Source organism: Terriglobia bacterium (assembly GCA_020072845.1).
Lineage (GTDB): Bacteria > Acidobacteriota > Terriglobia > Terriglobales > Acidobacteriaceae > JAIQGF01.
In genome coordinates, this window is sequence record JAIQGF010000014.1 from 137,416 (window position 1) to 163,674 (window position 26,259).

The window sequence follows — 26,259 nt, forward strand, 5'->3', positions numbered from 1 at the left end:
GTTCAAGCGGTCGTTCCTTTCTTCTTTATGCCCGGCGTAATTTCCGCGATCAACTCCTCACTCCAGCGCACACCTTCCGCCAGACGCTGGCGCAGGAGCACGAAGTCCACCTCGCGCTGCTGCTTCGGCCCGAAGTGGAATGCGCGGAAGCCGGCGTTGCCCTCGGTCATCATGTTCAGCGCCAGCCATGCGCGGTTGGTTTCGCGATTCCGGTCCCAGTGTTCCAGCTTGTGCTTGCGCACGCTTTCGATGGTCTTCGCCATGCACTCCGGCATGGTGTGCAGCAGCTTGGTACAGAGCTGCTCCACGGCGTCATCGAGCAGCGCAAGATCAATCGCGCCGCTGGACATCGCGGCCTTGCCGGCTTCGCGGGCGTCACCGATTTTCCAGTCTCCGAATACGTGCCGGCCAAACTCGTCGTGCTCGCGGTCGGTCACCACCAGCGGGTTGGCAACGTACTTGCTGTCCAGCATGAGCGCGGGCACGATCTGCGTGAGTCCGCCGAGGCGATAGAAACGATGCGCGCTCCAGGGTTCACACAGCGTGGCGCTGTACATCGCGTGTTCGATCCCGACGAACAGCGGCAGGAAATCGGTGCTGCCGCCGTCGGGCACGGAACCGTGCCGCGGCCCGGCCTGGCCGAACACGGCGAGATCGCTGGCGACGGAAAAATCGCAGGCCATGCCGATCTCCTGCCCGCCGCCGACGCGCATGCCGTTCACGCGACAGATCACCGGCTTGTCGCAGTGCAGGATGGCGGTGACCATGTCGTTGAACAGGCGCATGTACTGGCGGTATTCGCCGGGCGCGCCGGCGTAGACCTCGGCGTACTCGCGCGTGTTGCCGCCGGTGCAAAATGCCTGCGTGCCCGTGCCGGTCAGCACCACCGCCACCGCGGCGCGGTCGTTGCCGGCCTGGCGCAGCGCGAGGATGACCTCTTTGATCATGGTGGTGGTGTAGCTGTTCAACTCGCGCGGGTTGTTCAGCACGATCCACACGTTGTGGAGCCCGTTGACGAGCTTGCCGTCACGATCGCGCGCCGGTTTGCGTTCGATCAGGATTTCGCTCGGGCAAAACTTTTCGACCAGGTTGTGGTCCTTCATGGTTTCGATCCTTGTTGCTGAGGAACCAGCACGGCTCGGCGACGCAGTTGATGGTGATGCGCGGCTTCCAGTACCTGCACGGCTTCGTCCAGGGGGTGGAGTTCGACGAAGGGCGCGAGTTGCACTTTGCCGTCGAGCACCGTCGCGAGCGCGTGCGGATACTGTTCTGGAGGGCAGCCCCAGTTGCCGCGCGCGGTGGCGTCAAAGGCCATCAGGTTGGAAAGGCGCAATTCTACTTTTTGCGCGGTGTATCCGACCACCGCCAGATGAGCGCCGGGATCGAGCAGGCTGAATGCGGTCTGCTGGCCGGCGGTGGTGCCGCTGGTTTCAAAGATCTTGAGGCCAATGCCGCGCCGGCCACTCTGCTTCGCGAAAGAGCGCACCGCGGAACGCACGTCTGCGCACTCACGGCTGTTCACGGCAAGCGAAGCGCCGTGTTGCGCGGCAAGTTCCAGGCGCCCGTTGTCAACGTCAATCGCCGCCACGGCTGCGCCCAAGGCGGCCGCGATCTGCGCGCCGAAACCCCCGATTCCGCCGACGCCGACGAAGATAGCAACGTTGTCCGCGCCGAGGCCGGAGCGGCGAATCGCCTCGTAGGGGGTCGTTACCGCGTCGGCCACCACCGACAGCATCTCCAGCGTGATGCCGGCGGGCAGTTGGTCGGGTACGGGGCAGAGGCCGCGCGCGGGCACGCGAACGTGCGTGGCGAATCCACCATCGCCATCATTGCCCGGCATGAATTGCTTGCGGCAGATGGTGGCATGGCCGCAGCCACAAGCGTCGCAGGCGCCGCAAGGAATCACGGCGGGCACGATGACCGAGCGCCCCAGCCATTCTCCGGCCTGTTCCCCCGCGAGCACGACGCGCCCGGAGATCTCGTGGCCCAGGATCAAAGGCAGGCCATGGCGGGTGGGGACGCCGTCGTAGGCAAATCCGATGTCGGTGTGGCAGACGCCGCAGCCGGCAACCTGGATGAGGACATCGTCCGCCGCGAGGTGCGGTGGGGCTGCCTCGACGCGAGCGAATTTTCCTTGGGCGACTAAAGCCAGGCCTGGCACGAGGGCGGGCGCGGCACAACCCGGTGGCGTAGACCGGACGGCAGCCATGGTCATCCCCATTCGAACGAACGTTCGATATATACAAGCTTACGGGGCCTCGGGCAACACGGCTGTGACCGCCATCACGCCCCGCTGTGACCATCTGGCGGGGATGGATCTGTAGATTAAGGACGCCGAGCGCTACCCTGCTCTCACGCGTAATCGATGGGGTGGCTCTTCAGCCAGTGCTGATCGCGCGCCGCGGCCACATTGGTTATGGCGCCGCGAGCGACGGTTTCAGCGAAGGTGTGACTATTCCATGCGAAGCTTGCCGCAAAGCCGACGGCGCCGCCGAGAGCACCGTAGGCAACCGCCCGGACCGCCGGCTGGTGTTTCCTGCCCAGGTACCCGCCCACCACGCCGATGCATGCACCAAGGGTTGCGAGCTTCAATGCTTTCTTGTTCACATCGGCGAGAAACGGGGAGATCGGACCCCCGTTTAGAAACGCCGTGCGACCTCTGCTCGCTCCCTGGAGGCCGGAACCAACCAGCTCCCGCCCGTAACCAACGATGGATGCAATCCGCTCGTGCAGATTCATGACAAGGATGCTCCCAGAAGCCCGGCCTATGTTCTCGTGGCTTGTCTCCCGGTGCAGTGACGGGGGTCACGCGAACCAGTGCGGGCACAAGCGATTCTCGAGGACTCCGGCCAAGTCGTCAAGAATCACGGTGGCCAGGGACGGAATCGAACCGCCGACGCCAGCCATTTCAGGGCTGTCGTCGCCCTAATCTATCGGTTGTGGCAAGATCTGCCCTCGCGTCAAGAGACGCAACAAAATCCTCCACAGCGGGTTCCAACAGATAGCCACTTTGCCACAAGGATTTTGTCCGGACGGGAAAGGCCCCTTAACCGAGGAGGCCCGTCGCGGGAAGGAAGGTAAGCCATGTTAACCAGGAAAATGAAGCTGGCCTTGGCGGCGTCGCTGGTGCTGATGCTGTGCGGGGCGGGCTTCGCCCAGGAGCAAGAGCACAACCGGGCATATCAACATCAACAAGGTTCTCGTGACGGGCACAATGACCGCGCACGCGACCACAGCTATCGCACGCCCGACCACCGCCAGGACGAATACCGCGGGAATGGCCAGTACAGGCGCTACCCCAACGGTCCGTATGGCGGCTCTACCAACGGCACTTACCGCCATAGTCCCTACTACGGGAATGGCCAGTACGGTGGCTATTACAACGGTCCGTACGGTGGCTATGGCAACGGCCCTTACGGCAATAGTCCCTACTACGGGAACGGCCAGTACGGTCGTTATCCCAACGGTCAGTATGGCGGCTACGGCAACGGCCAGTACGGCAACTACGGCGGCAACGCGCAAAGCGTGGCCTACAACCAAGGGTATCAGACCGGCCTATCTTACGGGGCGGCGGACCGCAATAACGGTCACAGCTACCGTCCGACCTACAGCAGCACCTATCAAAACGGCACCAGTGGCTACCACTCCTCCATGGGCAGCCAGACGGCGTACAAGAATGCGTTCCGGCAAGGCTACCAGGCCGGCTACCAACGCGGCTACGGCTCTGGCGGCTCTGGCGGCTACGGTGGTTACGGCGGCGGCTACGGCGGGCGGAGGTACTAGTCGCGAGTCCCGAGTCGCGCGTAAGTAAGAATTGCGGGCCATACGGCCCGCGATTTTTTTATGTGGGCGACGCAAATTGCGCGCAAAATCGCACCCGAGAACGAACATCTTTCCCGCTCTCGTGAAAGCATCCTCGAGGAGGACTCGCCGCTTGTTTAGGAATGCGATTGTTCGAATCCCGGGAAGTAATTTTGGAAAGGGGCTCACCACCGCCGGCCTGGGAGTTCCGCGCTATGACATCGTAGTGCACCAGCATTCACGCTATCGCGAAGCGCTGGAGGAATGCGGCCTCACGATCACAACCCTGGACGCCGATCTCCGTTATCCTGACTCGACCTTTGTGGAGGATACCGCGGTACTGACCCCGCGCACCGCGATCTTGACACGACCTGGAGCCGCGAGCCGCGCGGGCGAGGTCGCTGCGATCCGCGAGACCATCCGCCGCTTCTTTCCGGCCACACTGGAAATTGAGGCGCCGGGAACGCTCGACGGAGGCGACATCTGCGAGGCTGAAGATCACTTCTTTCTCGGCCTGTCGCACCGCACCAACGAAGGGGGTATCTGGCAACTGGCGGCACATCTTGCCGGTCTGGGTTACACCTCTTCCGTGATCGATGTACGCGAAATGACCAGCATTCTTCACCTGAAGAGCGGCATCTCCTACATCGGCGACAACACCATGGTCGCGATGGAAGAGCTGGCGGGAAATAATCTCTTTCGCGACTACGAACTGATTCGAGTTCCCTTGCAGGAAAACTATGCCGCCAACTGCGTTCGCGTGAATCAACGAGTGCTGGTGGCAGCCGGATATCCGCATCTCACGGCGGAACTTGCCGATCGTGGGTTCAATCCTCTGGTGCTCGATATGTCAGAATTTCAAAAAATGGACGGCGGCCTCAGTTGCCTTTCATTACGGTTCTAGCAAATCACACACATGCGTGACCGCCGCCGCTGTCAACCAGCCGGCGCACATCCAGAGTTGTAGTGGAGCGTCCGAGCATAACCAGCCCTGGTCGCAGTGCCAACGCTCGCTCGCCGGGAGGCCGTATGTCTGCTCCCTTGCTGCCCATCCGAGAGATCACCGCCAAACTCAATATTCCGGATACATTTGTCGAACCCTGGGGTACGCACATCGCCAAGCTGCGGCTGGAACTGTTGTCGGCGCCCCGGCCGCCGGGCCGACGGCGGTTGATTCTGGTCACAGCGATGACTTCCACCAGCAGCGGCGAGGGGAAAACGGTCACCTCGATCGGGTTGGCCCAGGCGCTGGAACGGATCGGCAAGACGTCGATCGTAACTCTCCGGGAGCCGTCGCTGGGGCCCGTGTTCGGATTGAAGGGTGGAGCGACCGGTGGCGGCCGCTCCGAAGTGCTGCCCAGCGAGCGGATCAACCTGCATTTTAGCGGCGATTTCCATGCAGTAACCTCGGCCCATAACCTGCTCGCGGCGATGCTCGACGCCCACATCCATCACGGGAATGGGTTGCGCGTCGACGTGAAGAACGTGCTCTGGCCACGCACGATGGACATGAACGATCGGTCCCTGCGCACAATCGTCAGCGGCTTGGGCGGCCTCATGAACGGGCCGGCACGCGAGACCGGGTTCGTGATCACGGCCGCCTCGGAGGTGATGGCCATTCTGGGCCTGGCTTGCAGCCGGCAGGATTTGCGGCGACGCTTGGACCAGGTGGTGGTCGCGCTCGACTACGATGGCAAAGCCATTCGCGCGCAGGATCTCCATGCAACCGGCGCCATGATGGTGCTGCTGAATGACGCTATCCTGCCGAATCTCGTGCAAACCACGGAGCACACGCCGGCCATCATCCATACGGGTCCGTTTGCAAACATCGCACACGGAACCAGCAGCGTGCTGTCACTGCGCATGGCGCTGCAGCTGGCGGATTATGTCGTGAACGAGACGGGGTTCGCGGCAGACCTGGGGGCAGAGAAATATTTTGACCTGGTGATGCCCTCCTCCGGCCTGCAGCCGTCGGCCGCCGTACTCATCGTCTCCGTGCGATCGATCCTGAGGCAAGGCGGAAAAAACGCCAGCACACTGCCGCTTAGCGCCGGCTTCCAGGCAGGGTTCGAGAACATTGCCAAGCACATAGATACGCTGCGGAAGTTTGGCGTGCCGGTGGTGGTCGCAATCAACAAGTTCCCGGGCGACACGGTGGAGCAGCTTGCTGCGATCGGCGCCTTCTGCCGCGAGCTGGGCGTAGAGTCTGCCGTTTCGGAGGTCTATGAACGGGGAGGAGCGGGCGGCATAGACCTGGCCGAAAAGGTCGTCAGTGCAGCTGAACAAGCCGGGGTGGGATGCGGCCGCACCCTCTACACGCCCGATCGGCCCCTGCGAGAAAAAATCGAGACGATTGCCCGCGAAGTTTATGGAGCAAGCGACGTCGCGTTCGAACCCACAGCCCGAAAGAAATTGGACGTCTTCACGCAACGAGGCTACGCGCACTTGCCGGTATGTGTGGCAAAGACCCAGGCCTCCCTGACGGATGATCCGGAAGTCTTGGGCGCCCCTCGCAATTGGACGTTGACCGTGAGGGACGCCGGGCTGTTCGCTGGAGCCGGCTTTGTTGTGGCCGTGACCGGGGAGATGATGCTCATGCCCGGTCTGGGCAAATCCCCCCAGGCAGTTCGGGTGGACGTGGACGATGAGACGGGCGCAATTCAGGGCCTGATTTGACAGTGGAACGCAAACATCAGGGCAGTTTTGAAGAATGATCGGGCCGGCGACACGCCTGTCTCCCGCTAGTGGACACAAGCGGCGAAAAATTGCGGAACTTACAGCATCCAGTTCCGCGGTTCGGCCTTGGGCGGTTGTGGTTTACCTGCATCTGTAGTCGGTTTGGCAACTGCAGTTTGCCTGGAGATCGACCGCTTGGTCGGACCCCTTCGTGGCCGCTCGATGTTGAAATGTCCGGGCATCGCAGGTGGATTGTGCGACCGATTGGACGCGCGATTTGCCTGACATGTATGAGGCGTAGGTTGCTTACTCGACATGTTCTCCTACTCGCTGATTACGCTGGCTGCCGAAGTTCAATAGAGCCGGAAATTAACCTCCACATTGATCTGCACTGCCACCGGAACACCGTCTTTGCGGGCGGGCTCGAATCGCCAAGTGCGAATGGCTTCGATCGCTTTCTCATCCAGGCCCATCCCAAGTGTCCGCTGAACGCGGATCTTTTGCGTGTGTCCGTCCGACCCCACGATGAGCCATAGAACCACCGTACCCTGATACTTGGCCTTGCGCGCTTCCTCGGAGAATTCCGGATCGGGCGCGTAGATAACGCGCGGCGCAGTGACGCCGCCGCCGACGCGATACACGCCACCCCCCATTCCCCCGCCCCAGCCCGGTCCGACGCCGGGACCCCGGCCAGAGCCCACGCCGCCGCCGCTCCCGCTCCCGATTCCCCCGCCCGAGCCGGTTCCGCTCGATGGTGGTCCCAACACAGACGACAGCGGGTCCCCGAGCGGACCAGCCTGCTGCGGCAGTTGAAGTTCGGGCGGGACGACCACGGTGGGCTCGGCGACGAGCTTCGGAGTCTCATTGCGAATCACCACCATGGGAGGCGTGATCTGCTCGCGCGAGAATTTCGGCAACACGCCTTTGGATGCCGCCAGCTTGTCCCGATCTCCGCCGCCACCGCCGCCGCCTGCTCTTGTCGCTGCGGGCGGGAGCAGATACGGGCTCACATCCGACACCAGCCCGATCACCTGCTGCTTAATTTCGCTGCGGTGATGCATCACGTAAGTGCCTGAGGTCAGAAGCACCACGATGGCGAGCACGTGTACGAGAAAAGACAAAACGAAGGTACTGGGGCGAGTCGTGTAGAGCCCGTAACCCTCGCCGAAGAGGGTGGGCAGAACGGTCGGCTCCGGGGCAGAGCACGCCTGCGGGTGCTCCGCAATTCGAGGCGAAGCAAACCCGATCATTGTGATTCAAGTATAGCTCCGGAAGCGCCTCGTCTCTTGTCAACTTCACTCTTGTGGATAGCGCTCCCGTTCCCGGCGTGGGAAATGCGTCCGTATACGTGGTTCCCAATTCGGTCGGTGAACGGTCGTCAGGTTGAGTCCGCGTCACCGGCCCAGGCCTGATCGGAAGCAGGGAGAGACCGATCAGCGCGCCGCTTCTGTCTACAGCATGCCGCCTGTGCTCACTGTCAGCATGTTTAAGGCGGTTTCAATCCTCAGAATGGCTTCCTCGAGTTCGGGGTGCTGGTCGAGTCTTTTGCGCAAACTGTCGAGCAGCCGATGTGCCTCCTCGAGATGCCGGGCCGCGTCTGCCTGTTGTTCCGGTGAAGGCGGGTTGGTTGGCGTTTCGGTCATTTCAGTCCTCCGTGTGCGCCTCAGCAGTCGTGCACCGGCCAGCTCTAGTTCCGATACCAGTCATCGCGGACCAGGGGTAGCCGGCTGTCGCCGCGCTCGGGTTTCGCCAGCAACGTCTGATAGATGTTCACCCGCCCGCTCGCGAAGCGATGCGCCGAGCCTGCCATGTATAGTCTCCAGATGCGATAGGTGCTGTCATCCGTGATGCGGCGCGCTTGCTCGGCATGGTCCTCGAGTCTCTGCACCCACCGTTTCAGGGTCAACGTGTAATGCTCGCGCAGGCTCTCCACATCCCTCACCTCGAAACCGCTGATTTCCGCCGCATGCAAACTCTCGTTGATGGGCACTAACTCGCCATCCGGAAACACGTACGCGGCGGAAAACGATGCCTTGGGCAGAGGCCATGTCGCCGAGTAGGCGATCCCGTGGTTCAGGAACACGCCCCCGCCTTTCAGCAGCCGCCATGCGCGCGAGAAGTATTCAGGCAGCCGTTTCTTGCCCACGTGTTCAAACATGCCCACGCTGACGATCTTGTCATACTGTTGGCTGCCATCGAGGTCACGATAGTCGCGGAGCTCGACGCGGCACCGGCTCTCCAGCCCGGCCGCGCGAATCCGCTCCCCGGCCACCTCTGCCTGCTTCGCGCTGAGAGTGATTCCATACGCATCCACGCCATAGTGCTCCGCCGCGTGCTGGACGAGAGCACCCCAGCCGCAGCCGATATCCAGCAGACGTTCGCCCCGGCACAGCCGCAGTTTTCGGCAGATGTAGTCCAGCTTGCGCACCTGCGCCGCGTCCAGATCATCTTGCGCAGTCTGAAAATAGGCACAGGAATAAACCAGCCGTGAATCGAGCCAGAGCGCGTAGAACTCGGTGGGCAGGTCGTAGTGATAGCGGATCGCCTGCCGATCGCGGCCTTTGGAATGGAGCCAGCCATGGAGGCGGGGCGCCCGGCGAAGCAGCCGCAGGTGACCGCTCGGCGGCAATCTGCGTACGAGCGCTCCCATGCGAAGACGTTCCGCCAGCGAAAATTCCTGGCGCAGAAGATAGTCACCGAATTCAAGAGCTGTGCCGATGTCGCCCGCAATATCGAATTCGTCGTTTACGTAGGCTTCGCCCATCCCCTGCTCGTTGGGAAGATCGCACATCTGCCGCACTGCGTCGGGATGCTTGATGACGAGAGTGCAGCGCGGTTGGCCGGCGCCGCACGTGCTTCCGTCCCACAATCGGATCTGCAAGTCGGCTTTGCCGTAGCCCGCGAGAAGAGTTTCGAAGAGCTCGATTGCGGCTTGGGCCGGAACTTCTCTGACGACATTTTTGGCCAACGCGCCCATGAGTCTCACCTCCTCGGCTGCCTCGAGGTGCAGGTCACTTTTGCCTGGATACGATCTTGCCGCAGGATCCGGCCAAGTGCAACCTTCAGCGGGCGCCTGTCGCCAAAATTCCGAATTGGCACAAATGGTCAGCGAAGGCTTCACCACCGGCCTCGCTGCCGATGGCAGCCTGCACCGTCGTCATTGCCCAAGCGGCGTTGGTGAACAACTCGCCCAGATTGCGCCCTCGGACCCGGAGGGCGCGGTCGGCGGCATGTTCGATCTCCTTATTAAACCACAGGCACACTGGCGTCAGCGCCGCCACTGGATGGGCGGACACGACCGTCGATCCGATTCAGGCCACAAGCAGCGGCACAGGTGAAGGCATCTGCCATCTCCCGCCGCGTGACGCAACGGGCGATCTTGCCGTAATGATCCTGGTCGACGCAGCCGGCGGGATGGTACTGCGACATCAGGTTGACGTAGGTGTCGGGTCCGAGTTCCTGGGCAATCCAGCGCAGGACGTGCGGCGTACCCGCCAGGCCGTCCGGCATCACGAGGTGCCGCAGCAGAACACCGCGCGAGGCAATGCCATCTTGATCGAGAACCAACGGACCGACCTGACGATGCATTTCCTTGATCGCGGTACGGGCGGCCTCGGGGTAATCGGCGGCGTGGGAACAACACGTGGCGACATCCGCGTCCCAGTACTTGAAATCCGGCATGTAGATATCCACCACGCCGTCCAGCAGAGCGAGCGCGTCCAGAGAGTCGTAGCCGCTTGTGTTGTACACCAGGGGAAGATGCAAACCCGCTTCCACTGCCAGCAGCAGCGCTTCCAGGATTTGCGGGACGACGTGCGAAGGCGTCACCAGGTTGATGTTGTGACAGCCGCGTTTCTGCAGGGCAAGAAACATTGCCGCCAACTCCGGCGCGGTGGTGGCCCGTCCTTCACCGCCCCAGCTTATTTCGTAGTTCTGGCAGAACACGCAACGGAGATTGCAGTACGCGAAGAAGACGGTTCCCGATCCGCGGGCGCCGCTGAGGCATCGTTCTTCACCGAAATGCGGACCGTAGCTACTAACAATGGCGTGGCGGCCGGTGCGGCAAACGGAGGTTTCGTCGTTCAGCCGGTCCGCACCGCATCGCCGGGGACACAACTTGCAGCCGGCGAGCGCGGCGACGGCGCGTTCGACCCGGCCGCGCAGTTCACCGTTCTTCCACAGCTCAAGGTACGCCGCTTCAAACGGACGGCGATCCCGCGCATGTTTCCGCAGTGCCATAGGACCCGGGTGGACCAAAGCGATTCCAGTTCTTGGGACGAGAAGAAAATAGGCGCGGTGAGTGCGGCGGAGCGACATTCCCCCGTTGGGCACCGCGCCCGTGCTCACGAGCTCCAGCGGCGGAAAAAGAGCGCTTCGCGCGCAATCGGCGCGGCTTTCGCCGTCAATGCGGCCCGCTGTTGTTCGCTGAGGGGCGTGAACTCGCGCGCGAGCTGGACATTTTCGGCCAACTGCTCGACCGAATCACACCCGATTATCACGGTGCTGACCGGCAGCGACAGCACATAGTAAAACGCGTCCCGGATGCCCAGTGGGCCGGGCTGCTTTTTCCCCGGCGCATACGGCCCGACCGCGGGCCAGTTCGACAGCAGGCGCCCGCGCGCGGGAATCTTCATGCCGATGATGCCCATCTGTTTTTCCACCGCCATCGGGAGCAGTTTTTGCTCGAAGCTGAGGTGGTGCGGGTCGGCCGCGTTGACCGCCATGAGAATCTGGTCGAAGGGAAACCGCCGCAAGCATTCCATGAGCACTTCCGGATCGGTGTGGCCGGTCACGCCGAGGAAGCGCACCAGCTTCTGCTCGCGCGCTTGCTGCATCGCCTCGATGGCGCCGCCTTTGGCGAAGATCTGGTCCACATCGTCCATGGAGCTGACGTGGTGCAGTTGCCACGCGTCGAGGTGGTCGGTGTTGAGCAAGCGCAGGGATTCCTCCAGCAGTTTGAGCGAGCCGTCGCGGGTACGGTCGTGCGTCTTACTGGCGAGATAGACCTCCTTCCGGCGACGCTTCATCACCTGACCGATGTAGCGCTGGCTCCAGCGTTCGCTTCCTCCGTACCGTGGCGCGGTATCGATGTAGTTGATGCCGAGATCGATCGCCTTCTCGACAATGGCGACCGCCTCCGCCTCTTTATTGGGCTGCTCGACGGTGGCCTGCCCGCCGAGACTGAAGATACCTACGCGGAACCCGGTGCGACCCAGATTGCGCGTCGGCAGTGCCTGCGGCGTCGCCGGGTTGAAGGGCAGCAGCGGCTCGGCAATCGCTACTTTCTCGGCCATGCCCTCCGCCACCAGTCCCGCCGTCAGCGCGCCCGTCGCCTTCATAAAATTGCGCCGCGAACTCGAACTGGGCTTCCCATTTGCCTCGCTGCTCATGATTGCCTCCCGCACCGCTGTTTGCCCGGCAAGTTCGACCGTCAGTTGCTGAGGCGATCGGTGAATCTGCCGGCGCCAGCGCATTTTGCCTGACAATGATGACTCACGCCGGCCACGTGGGAGTCACAGATTGCGGTAACCGTCACTTTAATGACTCCCGAAACGGAACGGCATTCGCACATACCGAAGTTGCCGAGTGTGCAGCGGCACGTAATCGTGGGAAGCTTAGAGACAGACGAAAAGCGTTGCACGCTTGTTCAAAGCTTCGCCAATGCCGTCCGCCTACGCTTGGCCGGGGAAATAATCGTGAGGGTGCTGTTCATCTCGAGCAACAACGTAACCAGCGGCCTGGAAACGCCCTTGCCGCTGGGCTTGGCGTGCGTTACCGCCGCGACGGAGAAGGCCGGGCATGAAGTGCGGCTATTGGCGCTGGCGTCGGAAGCCACTTGGGAAACAGCGATCCGGAATGCGATCGCGCAACTGCACCCCGACATCATCGGCATCTCGGTCAGGAACATTGACGACCAGAACATGCAGGGCGCGCACTTCTTCCTCGCACCATTAAGACAATTGGTTGCGGTTTGTCGCAAGGTTTCGCGTGCTCCCGTCGTCTTGGGGGGCGCCGGCTATAGCATTTTCCCCGGAAGCGCTTTGACATTCCTGGGCGCCGACTTCGGAATTCAGGGCGAAGGTGAGATCACGTTTCCCGCTCTGTTGTCCTGGCTGGAAACGGGCCGTCGAACCGCTGTGCCACCCGGCGTGTATCTGCCGAATCGCGCGGCCCTCCAACGAAGCTATGTCGAACACTTGGACACGCTGTGTTTGCCGGAACCTCGCTTGTGGTTGGACTCCACCGATACGGCGGCGCGAGTTCCGGTGCAGAGCCGGCGCGGTTGCCCGCTGGATTGCGTCTTTTGCTCCACCAGCGCCATTGAGGGCAAACCGGTGCGCAAGCGGTCACCGGAATTGGTGGCCGCATGGATCGCCGAAGTCTGCGCACGAGGATTCCGGAACTTCCATTTCGTGGACAATACTTTCAATCTCCCGCCGTCCTACGCCAAAGACCTGTGTCGCAGAGTGATCGACTCAGGACTTGGCCTCGACTGGTGGGCCATTGTCTACCCGAAATGGGTTGACCTTGAGTTGGTGCGGTTGATGGCCAAGGCAGGGTGCACGCAGATAAGCCTGGGATTCGAAAGCGGGTCGGAACCCATACTTCAGATGTTGAACAAGCGGTTTCATTGCACCGAAGTCCAAATCATCTCCGAGATGTTTGCCGACGCGGGCATCGAGAGGTTCGGTTTTCTGTTGCTCGGTGGACCGGGTGAGACCAGAGACACCGTCGAGGAGAGTCTGGCGTTTGCCGAGTCGCTGCATCTCGATTTTCTGAAGATCACTGTGGGAATACGAATCTACCCGCACACACCGCTCGCAGCCCGGGCGGTGGCGGACGGTGTCGTGAGAGCAGATGACGATCTGCTTTCTCCACGATTTTATTTGGCTGCCTCGCTGCGGGACTGGCTGCCCGAACGCGTGGCTCAGATGGCGGCATCTTGACTCGAAGTGGACATCACCTGATCGAGCGCGGCGCCGGCTCGTAGGCGAGTCCGCTAGTCCCAACATGGCTTGAGAGCCCGATCGACTCAATCTGCGTAGCAGTCCGGACAGAATTTGATGTGGAGGTCTATATGCTGCAGCGATTCGTTGCGGGGACCGCAATTGCAGCGGTGGGAATTGCGTGCGGAGCGCTCGCCATTCTCCTCGTGCCTACCGTGCCAGTGCAGAGGAGCTACCTGCTTCCGCTCTTCTGGTGCTTCGCGCCGCTCGCGTGGGGTATATGGGCGATGCTGGCGCCGCGCTCCTGGGTCCCACGGAGGCTGCCGGTCTGGGGAGCGATCCTGGGACTCATCGCCGGCACGCTCGCGGCGTTCGTGCTCGATATGCCCGCGCGGATCCTGGGCCAACCCGTGCCGGCCGCACTCCGCGGAGTAGGCGTAGCGGTGATCGTGGCGTTCTATTACCTCTTGTGGATGCTGGTGCGTGCTGTCTATCGGGCACTCGGACCAACCGACTCAGCCGCGCCGAAGTCCTTCACCACCGCGGCCTAAGATCGGTTTCACCAGCTGCAAATCCTCCCGGCGGTGGGATTTTGGCCCACAGCTCAGCAGCTCGCAGTCGAGGCAATTATTGCGCTTCGCATGCACGCCCGGTTGCTTCCAAGGGCCAATTTGGGAACACCTTGCTTAGCGCGTCGCGCATTCCTTTTCGGTCCGACGCAAAAAATCGGCCAGCCAGGGCGAGTTGGCCCAGCCGGCCTGTTATGTCTTAGGTTCCCCGGAGAAACGAACTCACCTACTTCTTCGGATGATCTTGGAGCTCTTGCGGACGCCACGAGCGACAACCGCCGATGTACTCTCACTTGTTTCGGTCGTCAGCAGGGGCTCTGCCAGGGGAGCGCCGTTCTTAACCAAATCAGTCTTGATTTGTACCTTCTGATTCGCCAGCGGATTGATATCCGTCTCAAAAGTCTGGTAGCCGGGAAGGGCAATCCTGATCTGATGTGCTCCTGGCGCGATCAGCATGCCTCGACCCGCGCCCTTGAACTCACCCACATGGCCCACGAAAAGACCGTCCATGAAAACCGCAGCCCTCGATGGGTCGACATCGAGTTTGACTTCGGCCGTCACATTTGGCATCGGTCCTGTGGGTGCATTCGTCATGCGTACGAGAACGACTTGCTTCTGCCCGGGCTGAACAAGTACTTTTGCCGTGAAATCCTGGTAGCCGTCCTGGCGCACTACAATGTCGTGGTCGCCAGGCAATAGCAGGACCTTCTTCGATCCCTTGAGTTCCTTCAAGTAGCCCACGTATTGTCCATCAACCCAAACGCCGGATGTCTTTTCGACATGGGAGATTCCTTTAAACTCAATCTCTCCCATGACCGCGTTTTCGGCGTACATAGTGAGGGCCAGAAGCAGAGTGGGGATCAGAAGCATCGCCCACCGTAGTGGATGCATTGTCCGGAGTATTTTCATCGTTACCTCCTTTCCCAGGTGGGAGTGGTGCAATACGCTTGCCAGCCTTTGTAAGTCATTCCATTGAAACAACCTCCGTCAAGGACGCGCCTTCACTGGGTGGAAAGAATGTTCGGGCTACGGTAAGAATTGCAAGTCGCCCCTGTGCAGACATGTGCCAACAACACTGCGGCCACGCACCCGCTATAAGAATGCGGATGAAACCACAGCGGCCAAAACTAACCAATCCCACCACTCAATTTTTTTCAGTTTCCTCCTGGGCGGGACATACAATTCGAGAACCGCGGCGAAAACAAACCATTCCCACCACTTCACTCTCAGTTCCCTGTTGCCCGGGTCAGACAATTCACGCTTAGCCATCGCTGTGATCCATCCATGAAGAAAGGCGCGCCACGGTTGATGGTCTTGGAGTCAAGCGATTGTGCGTGTCCAGCGAGCGGCGTCGCTTTGGACACGCACAATGTCCCAGCGGCTACTGGTTGCTTGCCTGTTCGGCCCGTGTATACTGCCCGATTTCTTTCAGCAGCGGCTCCGCAGCTTCAGGCACTTTCACGGAGCCATTAAGGATCTCCCGCCGATTGACATTCCCCCCATACATGGCATGGTTTCCGCTGTGGTCGGCCTGGACAACGGCGCCATCCAGGCTGACGCCGGCGAACAAGCCCTTACTGCGAGAATAAGTCAGGATTTCCGCATTCATCTTGGCATCCGTAGCGGCGGCCGCATGCCGACCGACTGGGCCGGCGGCTGCGGTTGCATCGGCGCCGATTTTAAACTTATCGCTGAGCAGGCTTCGCAAACCCTTCTCATTCCTGAAAATCATCACGACGTCGGTGGACGAAGCGCCAATCTGGAAACCGACGCTGCCGCCGCCGAGGGCGACAAACAAGGGACTGCTCCAACCCTCAGCCGTGCGACAGGTTGCTATCCCCTTGCCATAGTTCCCACCAACGACAAACGCGGCCTTCTTTTCCCCGGGAATGATGGCGATACATTTTGCCGACTCCAACAATTCCTGGGGGATCGCTTTGTCCGGGGTCGCCATGATCTCGCGAAAGACTTGCGTAGCATCTTGGATTCGTTCGATGTCGTCGCTGCGTCCGGAACTGGCGAACGCAGAAGAAACCAGCGCCACAAAAAAGACAACCGCGATCATGATTCGCTTCATCATCACGAAACCTCCATTTCTTGATCCCGCCTCTCTCTGCTCTGAATGTGCTTCCAGCCAGGCAAGAGGACGGCGTAACAGCGATTCGTCGAGCAGTTCTCAGCCCGGTTGGGGGAGAGGCGGCCTGCCCTGCGAACTGCTCGACATCTTCGCTCTGCGCAGCGAAACCTGTTCCGAGCCAGCGCGTAACGTGATTGCTGTTCTACTGCGCCTGCGCCACCATCTCTTTGGGAGTGCTCACGTAGCCGCTGACCTTGCCCTTGTCAACCGTGAACACGACCACCTCGTAGAGCCCCCGGTCACGTCCGGTGTAAAACTGCAAGGGCTCAAACATGGTGCGATCTTTTTTCTCGATGACACGATCGTCCGCCACCACATTGAGGGTGTACTTGCTGCGTTTGGGATCCACTTTCTTGAGTTGCAAGCTGATGTTGGAGACCCGCGCCGGGACTTGTCCTTTCACCAAGGTCAATTCGTAATAGCTACGCTCCCCGCGGCGCCGCAGAAGATCCAGGTCCTGCCGCGTGTGCGCGATCAGGCCGCTCTGCACACCCAGGTCGCCGACAGTTTGTTCGAGCTTGTTCTTGGTTCCTTGCAGGTCTGACTTGGTAGCGTCGACATCGGTCTTTACGCTACCCACTTCGGTTCTCACGCTGCCCACCTCGGTCTTCACTCCGTCGATCTGCTCTTTCTGCTCCTTCTCCGAGGCTTTCTGTTGCTGCTGCAGTTGGGCGGTGCGTTCATCCAGTTGTCTTCCGGTCATACCCAGCGTCTGGGCCAGGGCGTCGGTGGAAGCCCGCATGGTCGAGTCCGTGGAATCGAGATGCTGGTTGAGTTTCTCCTGGGTCGCAGCCGTGGCGGTTTGAGCCGCCTCCAGCTTGCCGATGCGCCCGCGCGCTTCGAACATCAGAAACAGTGAAGCCAGCACATAGACGCTGGCTATGCTGGCGATCACCAGCCGCGCGGTTTTCATGCCGCTGCCGGTCTTCGGGGAAGAATCATGCTCAGACGTCTTCGGAGAAGAATCATGCTCAGACATCTTCGGGGGAGGATCGTACTCCGACATGGTGTCTACCTCTCTGTGGTCAGATTTAGTCAACAGCTTTGAACCTGCCAAAACGTTCCAGTCGGACATAGTGAAATGCAGGCCAGTTGCCACAATGGCAATGAAAGCTGAAACTGATTGTGGAGACAGACACTTATTTCGGGCGGCCCACGATTTCACTTCCGCTCGCCATGAAAAACTTACCCGTATGGAGCGGTGGCCCTGCATTTCTGTCCCAGTGAACAGAGGATAAATAGGTAAAAAGTTCCGTCGCCGCTGGGCTGCCTTTGACCCGACTTCCCGCGAACTACATCATTGCCGCGGTTGCAGTTATCTATCGGATCTGCGAGGTGGCATGCAAAATGCAAATGCACTCTCCGAGGTATGTGGACCATGAATCCAACTTACTACACTGTGACGCGCTTTCTGTGGAGTGTCGCTTACAAGAGTGAGGTTTGGTTTCGTCTCATTTATGAGCGTACCTATTTACCGGAACGCGGTTTGTATCGTGACAAGTTAGTCCACGCGGAAATCGTCCAGTAGTTCAAGGGCATTGACGCGTGTCGAACTTTGAATCGAGAGCGGGAGGTGTCTGCAAATGAAGATGCCAAGATGGAGCTACATCGCACTCGTTGCCCCCCTTGCAATAGCCTTGGGGTTCGCAGGCAAAACTCTGGCCGCAAAGCCCAAGATGGTGACGGTCCCACAGAATGGGGTCATCGAGGTGAGGCTCGACCAGGCACCCGGTGGGAAGGCGCTACAGGTGGCATGAAGGTTATTGGACCCGGCCACCGTACGCGGGAGCTCATTGGGTGGCACCTCATCATGATGGAGAGCGGTTCTTCAACGGTTACTGGGACGGAGATCGCGGCCGGTTTGAACATGACCACCGCTGGGACCGCGACCGGGACCGTGACCGGGACCGCGACCGCGACCACGACCGCCGCTAGTGGCGCATGACCGGCGGACCCGCCTTCGCGGTATTGCTGACTTCATCGCGCCGGTCCTGCAGGAATGCCGCGAGCAGAATCGTGAGCGGACCGAAGGCAGAGGGAGAATTGTTATTCAGCTTGGCAGCGGCTGTGGGCACCCAATTCAGCAGGTGGCGGCCGAGAAAATCTGCTTCGAGCTTTGCGAGACTATGGCGGGTGGCAAGATCCTGCGCATTCTCCAAGGTGTAGTGCACAGCAGCCAGGAATTCCAGTTGGGTGATGAGGTAATCGGGAACGGCACAGCTTGCATCCCATCTGAGCCCGAGTGCGTCGTAAAACCATGTGTTCTCGAGCGCGATCTCTTGCGCGGGCCTGGTCTTGTCATGCGCTGATTCGAAAAGAGGTACCGGAGGCTCGGGAATGCCAACATCGAAGAGCGCGATGTACGTCGCTTCGTATTCCTCGTAGTTCTTGAACCAGGTGAGGTCCGGGGAGTCTCCCGCGCAGCGTAATTGCTGCCACAGGCCGGCAAGCGCGTCCTTCAACGCCGGCTGCGCGAGTGTGTCGAAGCGCTCGGGTGACGGCTGCGAGAACACGAAGGCGAAGAATCTGTACAGATCGAGGCCTGCCCAATCAAGTTTCGCAGGTGCGCGGGATTCGCCGGCTACTGTCATGAACTCCTCACTGCAATACCTGCCATACGGAAAAGTATTTTCTCCCGTCGCGATCCTTCTGGCTGCCATTCCAGATGGCAAAAGCCAACGGCGTGCCTGCCGGCAGATCGGGCAACTCAATCGCCACCGTCCAGCGGCCCTTCTCGTTTGCGGCGTGGGCCGCGAATGAGGCTCCGGTCCGGCGCGTAGTACCGCGTCCAGCCGCCTCCATCAGCATGGGACCGCGCGCGGCGTTCCAGTAATAGATCTGCACGGGATCATCCGTGTCACCCATTTGCAGCGAAGGCGTCACAGCACCCGGCTTTGTCGGGAACATGACGGCGGCCGCGTCGAAGAATCTGTCATCGGCTTCGGTGGGGAGCTTGCGAAAGCGCGTCTCGGGGGGCGTGTTCGGGACGTCGGGCAGCGCGGCGCTGTCGTGGGTTCGATCGGCCCACGACATCTGCACCAGCACTTTGCCGCCGGCGCGCGCGACTCGCACCTCCAGTACTGGGATTTCCAGAGATGCCGGCTCGTCGGTGTCGTACAACGGGGGCGTGCGGTTCAGGCTGATCCGGTGGGCGGAAACCTGCCCCCACAATGCCGGGTCGTTGAGGAGCACGTCGGCCGTTGCCGACAGTGACGTTGCGTTCAGCGTCTGACCGGCCGGCGCCTTGCCGGCCTGCGCACCGGCGATCGTACTGGTTGCAAGTACGACCACGAGAAGCAACGTCACTCGATTCGTTCGCATGGCAGTCTCCTAAAGCTTGATCTGCACCAGTTCGGGCTTGATGCGATAGCGCGTTTCAGCATCGCGGCCAATGAGCAGTTGCAGCAGTTCGCTGCGCCCGCCGCGCTGGGCCGACTTTAGTTCGGCCTCCAGGCGTGTGATCACGTCGCGCACCTCGGGGCCAAAGAGGTAGATCAGGTAATCGAGCGGCAAGCGCGGGTCTTCGAGAATGCTTTTGTCATAGCTCCCGCGCTTGGGCGGATTGAACGGCGGAACGTAGAAAACATTCGGCTGTGTTCCCTTCTCTGGAAATAGCGGCAAAGCCGCGCGATGTACCAGGACAAGTTTGTGCACCGGGGATTCGGGATCGTCGAGCAGGCCGACGAAGCGCAACCGTCCGGGACATTGGGCGGCACAGGCATTCACCTGGCCCTTTTCCAGGCGCGGATAACAGAAAATGCACTTCTCCGACTTGCCGGTCACCTCGTTGTAATAAATCTTTTTGTAAGGGCAAGCCTTGATGCAGTAGCGGTAGCCCTGGCAGCGCTCCTGATCGAGGACGACGATGCCGTCTTCATCACGCTTGTAGATGGCCTTGCGCGGGCACGCTTCCAGGCACGCCGGATAGGTGCAGTGATTGCAGATGCGCGGCAGATAGAAGAAGTAATTCTCCTCGCCGTTCATGCCGCCGACATCTTCGTCCCAGTTCGCGCCGGACGTCGGAGTGGGCGATGGCATGACCGGCTTCTTCTTGCCCTCATAGAGCCGCTGTTCGTAGTTGAATTCCCAGGCGTGACCGTAGTCGTCCATGGTCGGAAGCGGGCTGGGCTGGAGCTGGCCGTTTTTCCACCCGCCGCCGATCCGGTCCCACTGCCGCGGGTAGCCCATCCCGGGCCGCGTCTCCACGTTGTTCCAGTACATGTAGCCGGTGCCGTCGCGATCGGTCCAAAGCTTCTTGCAGGCGATGGTGCAGGTCTGGCAGCCCAGGCACTTGTTCAGGTCCATCACCATTGCATATTGGTGTTTCGACATGGCTGCCCCCTCAGACCTTTGCCTTCTCGATTTCCACTTTGATGTCGCGATTGTTGCCGGTCGGCCCCCAGTAGTTCAGCCGGAAATTGACGTGTCCATACTTGCCGATGAGCTGCGTGGGTTTGATCTTGATGTAAGTGAGCGACTGCCAGCCGCCCTGCTGGAAGCCGAGGTACTTCTCCCAGCCGTGATACATGGTCACGCGGCCCCGTTTCTCTCCCGGCAGAATCTGCAGGCGGCAGACGCACTGGCCGACGTCGTTATGGATGCGCACCCAGTCGTTGTCTCGCAGGCCGCGTTTGCGGGCGTCGTCGGGATGCATGTAGACGATGGGGCCACCGCGCTGCAACCGCAGCATCGCCCGGTGGTCACGCCAGGTGGAATGGATGGACCAGCGCCCGTGCGGAGTGTTCCAGTAGAGCGGATACTTCTCCGGCACCGGTTCCTTGAAGGTGGGCAGCGCCTCACCCAACTCCAGGCACCAGGGATGATCGATGTAGAACTGCTGCCGCCCGGTGAGGGTGCGCCATGGCCGCTTCTTCTCCAGTTGGTGCTTGAACGGCGTGTAGGCGATGCCGTCCTCGATGTCGCTGTTCCATGACTCCGGGTCGGTGGCGACAAAGCGGTGCGGCTTCTCCTGCAAATGCTGGTAGTTCATGCCTTTGGTCTCAACCGCGTTGGCGAGGATGAAGTTGGCCGCTTGCTCGTCGGTGAGGATGGTTCCTTTACCCGTCCAGTCGTGCGCCAACTGCGTGAAGTCGCGGTTCCAGTCGAAGGCATCGTCGTGGAAGGGCTTCAGACCCTGCTTGGTGGCCAGCTCCGCCATCTTCTCGGCCAGGGCGTGGAAGATGTCCCAGTCCGTCTTGCTCTCGAACAACGGTTCGAGCGCTTTGCCGAAGGGATGGATGTAGCTGTGGCAATCGGTGGTGTTGATGTCCACCTTCTCGTAGTAGCTGGCGGCGGGCAACACGACATCGGAATAGAGCGCCGTGGTGTCCATGCGGTAGTTGATGTCCACGATCAGGTCGAGATCGCGCCACAGCGATGACTCCAGGATCTCGTTGCCCTTGGCCTGATTGAGATAGTTGGCGCGCCACACAATGAAGGCGCGCGGCTTGCGGCCGCCCTTGGGCCACAGCGGCATCCACCCATTCTTCACCGATTCCTGGATGTACCAATCGATGGGCTTGCCGTTGTAGAGGTGCGGATCCTTGCTGGTGGAGTGGACGTAGCTCCACAGCGTGGTGTTCTGGAAGCGTTGCTTCTTGCGTCCTTCGGGGAAGGCAAGCTGAAAGAAACCATGCTCCGGCCAGACGCGTTCCTGGCCCACGTAATGGTTGAAGCCGCCGCCGTTCTTGCCCACGTTGCCGGTGAGCACCACCAGCAGGATGAATGAGCGGTTGATCAGGTCATTGTGGAACCAGTGGTTCGTCCCCGCGCCGTGGATGATCATCGCGGGTTTGCGTGTTCCTAATTCTTTGGCGAACAACTCGATTTCGTGTGCCGGCAGTCCGGTGCGCGCGGCTACTTTGTCCAGCGTGTACTGGGCCAGCTCTTTCTTGAGCATCTCGAAAACGGTGGTGACCTCGACGGTCTTCCCATTCGCAAGCTGCACGCTGAAGTTCCCCGTCAGAGCGGGATCGACGCCGTTGAGCTGGATCGTCTTCTGTTCCGAGCCCATGGACCCGGGTGCCGGTACGGCGCGCTGTTGTCGCGCGTCCCAGACGTAAAAGACATCCTCTTTGCCCTTAGCCTCGAGGTCCGATTGGCGCAAAAAACGCTTCGTGCCGGATAACACAAGCAGCGGCAGGTCGGTCTGCTCTTTCACGTAGGGAACATCGATCAGGTTCTGCTCGATGAGAAGCCGCGCCACCCCCAAAGCAAGAATGCCGTCCGTGCCCGGATTGATCTGCCAGTAGAGGTCGGCGTGCGTGGCGCTGGAGTTGTAATCGGGCGAGATGCAGACGATCTTGGCGCCGTTGTAGCGAGCTTCGTAGGCGAAGTGGGCGTCGGGAATGCGCGTCTGCGAAATGTTCGAGCCCCACAGCACGATGTACTTGGAGTTGAACCAGTCGGCGCACTCGCAAGCCTCGGTTTGCACGCCCCAAGTAAGCGGCTCGCCCGGCGGCAGATCGCAGTACCAGTCATAGAAGGAAAGGAATACTCCCCCGATGTAGTTTGCCAGGCGCGATCCCGCGCAGAAGCTGACCGGACTCATGGCCGGGATCACGCTAAAGAACGTGTTGGTGTCCGGCCCATAGTTGTAGATGTTGTCGAGCAGTTTCCCGGCGACCAGCGTGAGAGCTTCGTCCCAGGTGGCCCGACGCCACTTGCCTTCGCCGCGCTCCCCGGTGCGGATCAGCGGATAGCGCAACCTCTGCGGACTGTACACATACTCGACGAAGCAGCCGCCCTTCTGGCATCCGCGCGGGTTGTAATCGGGCAGGTCCTGGCTGATGCGCGGATAATCCGCCGCCTGTTCTTCGCGTACCATCACGCCGTTGCGGACATAGACTTTCCATGAGCAGGAACCGGTGCAATTGGCGGAGTGCGTCGAGCGAACTACTTTGTCCCAGGTCCAGATCTTGCGATAGAAGTCCTCCCAGCCGCGGTAGGGATAACTGCGGAGAGGGTCGAAGTCGCCGACGAGCGTAGTGAGAACCGGCTTCTCTTTGCGGGAACAGCCAGGGATCGCTAGTGCCGCCGCCGTCATGGCGGCGGTCTGAAGGAAGGTGCGCCGCGACCGCTGGTTGTCCGACTTGTCCTTATTGGTCATGGCTTACCTCCCGGAATCACGCTCTGCGCAACCGCCTTCTCTCGCTTGTGCGCGCCGAAAGTCCGCACGTACGCCAGAACGTCGGCCACGTCCTGGTCAGTGAACGCCGGTGCGTCGGTTCGCTCGAAGGCCGGCATGGCGGTTCCCTGCCGTCCGTAGCGGATGGTGCGCACGATGAATTCGTCGGTCGCTGCCTTCTGAAAGACCGGATTGCCGATCTCCGGTGCAATTCCTCCGCGGCCTTCCATGCCGTGACAGCCCGCGCAGTTGCGCAGGAACAGCGTCAAGCCCCGAGTTGCATCGCCCGCCAGCGTGAGAGGCGGCATCTTTTCGACCGCCGGCACCCCGGCTCGCAGGTACTCGGTGACCGCCGTGATCTCCTCCGGCGCCAGGCCGCCGGCTTGCTTGTCCCACGCCGGCATCTGCGTGCCTGGCCGGCCGTGCTGGATGTTGCTGGTCAAGTACTCGCGGCTCGCGGTCGCGATCAAGGAAACGCCGCGAATGGCGGGGATGAAGCGCTTGAACGTTTTGTCCCAGCGGCTGTAAGTCCCATTGCCATGGCAGGCCGCGCAGTATTGCCCGTAGACCTGCTCGCCGGAGAGCGGCGCCGGATGCAGCGCACGATACTTCTGCTCGATCTTGTCGGGAGCGAGATAACTCTCGGGTATATCGCGCTTCCACTGCGAGAGCATGTAAACCGTCAGCGCCAGCGCTTCCTGCCGGGTCACGGTCGGGTTACGCATCTGGCTGCCGGCAACCAAGCTCGCGGGATCGCGGAAGTGAGCTTCCTGCCACCTCCAGGTTGTGTGTGGCGGCCTGAGATTGCTCATGATGAGCTGGTGGCGCGTCTTGGCGCCTTCGTTGTCGAGCACCGGCCCCAACGCACCCCCGCGCCCTCCCAGCTTGTGGCAGGAGCCGCAGCTCTTTTCCTGATAAAGCTTCGTGCCGGTGAGCAGCAGTGGGATTTGTGCTGCCGGCAACTTTTCCGCGTCGTGACAGGTGGCGCAGGTGGACTGCGTCATCTCTGGCGGCAGCAGAGGATAGTCCCAATAGGCGTCGTCCGCCTTGGCATCGCGGAACGTGGTCGCCGGTCCTTGTCCGTGATGGCAGATGGTGCATCCGAAGCGATCGACAGGATGCTTGTCAAGGATGCCCGCGGGGTGGACCCGGTGGGGCAACGCGACATCGGTCATTCTGGGATCGTCGATTCCGTTGTGGCAGGTGACGCAGCGGTCCACCGTCCCCAGCGCCGGCAGGCTGACCTGTTTCAACTCAACGTGGAACTTGGCCAGCAGTTCGCGCCCGCGCTCGTCGGTGGCTTTTTCCCGGAGGATTTCGCGGTATTGGCGCTGCACGGCGCTCCACTGCGCCAGGTAGTTCTCGTGGACCGCGGCGCCCACCAGATAGACGATGGTGAGAACGCTGGCCCCGAGCAGAATCCAACGATAAATGCGTGAGGGGTCCTTCATCGCATTCCCCCTAATGCGCCGGCCACTGCGAGGGCCACCAGTAGAAATGCCAGTTCGGCCCCCGGTGGACGGTGGCGAAATAGGTCAGAATGGTGAAACCGACCAGGAAACAAGTGAAAAGCGCGACTGCCGCCAGGCGCACGGAGTCTTTGCGCTTCAGGACCAGCAGCGACCAGGCCGCGAAGATAAGCACCAGCAGCGAGCCGGGGTTAAAGATGATGATCCACAACTGATGAACTTCCGGGAACCAGTTGCGCAACCACCCGTAGTTCACCGTAAAGACCAGCATGCCGACCGTTACGAGCACCGCGAATAGCAGCGAGTAGCGGAAGACGGACTTCTCTCCCGGAGTCCCGAACCATGTGCCTTCACCGTCGGGCCTGCGGTCGAGGAATGGAATGAGGGCGAGTCCGAGGACGACGATCAACGGGATCATCAGTCCGCCAGTAAACGCGGAATACGAAACCAGTTCCTGGATTCCGAGAAAGTACCAGGGCGCCTTGGCCGGGTTTTCCGGAATCGCAGGATTGGCCAGTTCCTTCAGCGGCGCGTCCCAGTAAAAGGAGAGCACGAGAGTGGACGCCACCGAGACCATGAACACAGCCAGTTCCGCCCAGAAAAGATGCGGCCAGCTCATCACTGTGTTCTCCGGCCCGCGGTTTACGGTTGGCCGCTGGCCTTTTACCAGGGCCATCAAGCCGTAGGTCTTGGTGGGAATGGGTTGGAAAACGGTTCGGCGGGCGCCGCCCCATTCCGCCTCGCCGCCCATCGGGTCCTCGGGACGCGCCAGGCCGCCGTCTTTGCGAATCCGCCAGAAGTGCACGCTGAGCAGAGTGACCAGCGCCAGGGGCAGCAGGAACACGTGCAGCACATAGAACCGGATCAGCGCGTCCTGGCCGACATAGTTGGCGCCCAGGAGCAGCCGTTTCTGGAGACCGCCCGGGTCAAGCCAGCGCGTGACGCCGAGCGCGTCGGTCAGTTCACGGGGCGAGTTGGCGATATTGGAACCGATGGTGATGGCCCAGTAGGCAAGCTGGTCCCAGGGCAGCAGGTATCCGGTGAAGCTGAGGGCCAAAGTCATGACCAGCAGCCCCAATCCCACCAGCCAGTTGAATTCGCGCGGCTTCTTGTAGCTGCCGGTGAAGAACACCCGCGCCATGTGCAAGAGCACGGTCAAGACCATCAACTGTGCCGCCCAGCGATGAATGTTGCGGATGAACCGTCCGGTGTAGACCGTGAAGTGGATGTCCTTGATCGACTGGTAGGCCAGGTCGGTGGAAGGCTTGTAATAGACCATCAGCAGAAGACCCGTGACCACCGTGATCAGGAACGTGGCCGCCGCCATCAGACCCAGGCCGAAGGTGAGCGTGGGACTGAGAGTGCGCACGTGGACGCGCACGCTGTGAATGTGCAGGAACAGGTTATGAAAAGTAGCCTGCGACTCTTCACGTTCGGATTCCGGTTCTTTGCCCAGGCGGAACCAGGCATCCTTCACCGTATGCGGCAATGCCTGCAGGTTGCGAATGAATTCCTGGGCCGCGGTCGCCATGGT

General features: G+C 61.0%; 23 protein-coding genes and 1 tRNA gene. 6 read left to right on the plus strand and 18 right to left on the minus strand.

Translation table 11 applies throughout. The features are described 5' to 3' along the window. Positions 1–2 precede the first annotated feature (2 nt). From oah to LAN70_15220, 4 genes are all read right to left on the minus strand, one after another. The gene (gene oah / locus LAN70_15205) at positions 3–1,103 is read right to left on the minus strand and encodes a 6-oxocyclohex-1-ene-1-carbonyl-CoA hydratase (GenBank protein ID MBZ5512501.1); all 1,101 of its coding nucleotides are present in this window, start codon (positions 1,101–1,103) and stop codon (positions 3–5) included. Beyond that, entirely contained in the window at positions 1,100–2,209 is a 1,110-nt protein-coding gene (gene had, locus LAN70_15210) for a 6-hydroxycyclohex-1-ene-1-carbonyl-CoA dehydrogenase (GenBank protein ID MBZ5512502.1), read from the minus strand. The genes oah and had overlap by 4 nt, the downstream gene beginning before the upstream one ends. 143 nt (positions 2,210–2,352) lie before the next feature. After that, positions 2,353–2,739: a hypothetical protein gene (locus LAN70_15215; protein ID MBZ5512503.1), complete on the minus strand. Its 387-nt coding sequence runs from the start codon at positions 2,737–2,739 to the stop codon at positions 2,353–2,355. A 131-nt stretch (positions 2,740–2,870) separates the two neighbouring features. Further along, positions 2,871–2,971: transfer RNA gene (locus LAN70_15220), tRNA-Phe, on the minus strand. 113 nt (positions 2,972–3,084) lie between these two features. Here LAN70_15220 and LAN70_15225 point away from each other — a divergent pair. The 3 genes from LAN70_15225 (at position 3,085) to LAN70_15235 (ending at position 6,477) form a co-directional block, all read left to right on the plus strand. After that, positions 3,085–3,783 (plus strand): hypothetical protein, encoded by a 699-nt coding sequence (locus tag LAN70_15225; GenBank protein ID MBZ5512504.1) that lies wholly within the window; start codon positions 3,085–3,087, stop codon positions 3,781–3,783. 151 nt (positions 3,784–3,934) lie between these two features. After that, the gene (locus LAN70_15230; GenBank protein MBZ5512505.1) at positions 3,935–4,705 is read left to right on the plus strand and encodes a N(G),N(G)-dimethylarginine dimethylaminohydrolase; all 771 of its coding nucleotides are present in this window, start codon (positions 3,935–3,937) and stop codon (positions 4,703–4,705) included. A 125-nt stretch (positions 4,706–4,830) separates the two neighbouring features. Further along, positions 4,831–6,477, plus strand: a complete 1,647-nt coding sequence (locus LAN70_15235) for a formate--tetrahydrofolate ligase (protein ID MBZ5512506.1) — start codon at positions 4,831–4,833, stop codon at positions 6,475–6,477. A gap of 353 nt (positions 6,478–6,830) precedes the next feature. On the opposite strand, the gene LAN70_15240 is transcribed toward LAN70_15235, so the two are convergent. From LAN70_15240 to LAN70_15260, 5 genes are all read right to left on the minus strand, one after another. Continuing rightward, a complete protein-coding gene (locus LAN70_15240) occupies positions 6,831–7,727 on the minus strand; it encodes an energy transducer TonB (protein MBZ5512507.1) in 897 nt (298 codons plus the stop codon). A gap of 201 nt (positions 7,728–7,928) precedes the next feature. Further along, positions 7,929–8,120: a hypothetical protein gene (locus LAN70_15245; protein ID MBZ5512508.1), complete on the minus strand. Its 192-nt coding sequence runs from the start codon at positions 8,118–8,120 to the stop codon at positions 7,929–7,931. 44 nt (positions 8,121–8,164) lie between these two features. Next, positions 8,165–9,454 carry a cyclopropane-fatty-acyl-phospholipid synthase family protein gene (locus tag LAN70_15250; protein ID MBZ5512509.1) on the minus strand — a complete coding sequence of 430 codons (1,290 nt, stop codon included), beginning with the start codon at positions 9,452–9,454 and terminating at the stop codon, positions 8,165–8,167. Positions 9,455–9,723: 269 nt separating this feature from the next. Then, positions 9,724–10,716, minus strand: a complete 993-nt coding sequence (locus LAN70_15255; GenBank protein ID MBZ5512510.1) for a radical SAM protein — start codon at positions 10,714–10,716, stop codon at positions 9,724–9,726. Positions 10,717–10,820: 104 nt separating this feature from the next. Continuing rightward, positions 10,821–11,708 carry an aldo/keto reductase gene (locus LAN70_15260; GenBank protein ID MBZ5512511.1) on the minus strand — a complete coding sequence of 296 codons (888 nt, stop codon included), beginning with the start codon at positions 11,706–11,708 and terminating at the stop codon, positions 10,821–10,823. Between the two features lie 465 nt (positions 11,709–12,173). Here LAN70_15260 and LAN70_15265 point away from each other — a divergent pair, with 465 nt between their 5' ends. Further along, on the plus strand, positions 12,174–13,424 hold the full coding sequence (locus LAN70_15265; GenBank protein MBZ5512512.1) for a radical SAM protein: 1,251 nt from the start codon (positions 12,174–12,176) through the stop codon (positions 13,422–13,424). 131 nt (positions 13,425–13,555) lie between these two features. Continuing rightward, positions 13,556–13,975, plus strand: a complete 420-nt coding sequence (locus tag LAN70_15270; GenBank protein ID MBZ5512513.1) for a hypothetical protein — start codon at positions 13,556–13,558, stop codon at positions 13,973–13,975. Positions 13,976–14,215: 240 nt separating this feature from the next. On the opposite strand, the gene LAN70_15275 is transcribed toward LAN70_15270, so the two are convergent. The 3 genes from LAN70_15275 to LAN70_15285 all read right to left on the minus strand — a co-directional run bounded on the left by LAN70_15275 (position 14,216) and on the right by LAN70_15285 (position 17,043). Continuing rightward, positions 14,216–14,902, minus strand: coding sequence for a PEGA domain-containing protein (locus LAN70_15275; GenBank protein ID MBZ5512514.1), 687 nt, complete (start codon positions 14,900–14,902; stop codon positions 14,216–14,218). A gap of 472 nt (positions 14,903–15,374) precedes the next feature. Continuing rightward, entirely contained in the window at positions 15,375–16,070 is a 696-nt protein-coding gene (locus LAN70_15280; protein MBZ5512515.1) for a lipid-binding SYLF domain-containing protein, read from the minus strand. 202 nt (positions 16,071–16,272) lie between these two features. After that, positions 16,273–17,043, minus strand: a complete 771-nt coding sequence (locus LAN70_15285; GenBank protein MBZ5512516.1) for a hypothetical protein — start codon at positions 17,041–17,043, stop codon at positions 16,273–16,275. 670 nt (positions 17,044–17,713) lie between these two features. Between LAN70_15285 and LAN70_15290 the strand changes: the two genes are divergently transcribed. Beyond that, positions 17,714–17,887: a hypothetical protein gene (locus LAN70_15290; protein ID MBZ5512517.1), complete on the plus strand. Its 174-nt coding sequence runs from the start codon at positions 17,714–17,716 to the stop codon at positions 17,885–17,887. Positions 17,888–18,061: 174 nt separating this feature from the next. On the opposite strand, the gene LAN70_15295 is transcribed toward LAN70_15290, so the two are convergent. The 6 genes from LAN70_15295 to LAN70_15320 are packed head-to-tail and all read right to left on the minus strand — an operon-like array spanning position 18,062 to position 26,256. Then, positions 18,062–18,721 carry a molecular chaperone TorD family protein gene (locus LAN70_15295; GenBank protein MBZ5512518.1) on the minus strand — a complete coding sequence of 220 codons (660 nt, stop codon included), beginning with the start codon at positions 18,719–18,721 and terminating at the stop codon, positions 18,062–18,064. A gap of 7 nt (positions 18,722–18,728) precedes the next feature. Then, complete coding sequence (locus LAN70_15300) at positions 18,729–19,451, minus strand: hypothetical protein (GenBank protein MBZ5512519.1); 723 nt, start codon at positions 19,449–19,451, stop codon at positions 18,729–18,731. Between the two features lie 9 nt (positions 19,452–19,460). After that, positions 19,461–20,462, minus strand: a complete 1,002-nt coding sequence (locus tag LAN70_15305; GenBank protein ID MBZ5512520.1) for a respiratory nitrate reductase subunit beta — start codon at positions 20,460–20,462, stop codon at positions 19,461–19,463. Positions 20,463–20,472: 10 nt separating this feature from the next. Further along, positions 20,473–23,238 carry a molybdopterin-dependent oxidoreductase gene (locus LAN70_15310; GenBank protein MBZ5512521.1) on the minus strand — a complete coding sequence of 922 codons (2,766 nt, stop codon included), beginning with the start codon at positions 23,236–23,238 and terminating at the stop codon, positions 20,473–20,475. Continuing rightward, the gene (locus LAN70_15315; GenBank protein MBZ5512522.1) at positions 23,235–24,707 is read right to left on the minus strand and encodes a c-type cytochrome; all 1,473 of its coding nucleotides are present in this window, start codon (positions 24,705–24,707) and stop codon (positions 23,235–23,237) included. The genes LAN70_15310 and LAN70_15315 overlap by 4 nt, the downstream gene beginning before the upstream one ends. Before the next feature lie 10 nt (positions 24,708–24,717). Then, entirely contained in the window at positions 24,718–26,256 is a 1,539-nt protein-coding gene (locus LAN70_15320; protein ID MBZ5512523.1) for a cytochrome b N-terminal domain-containing protein, read from the minus strand. Positions 26,257–26,259: the final 3 nt, after the last annotated feature.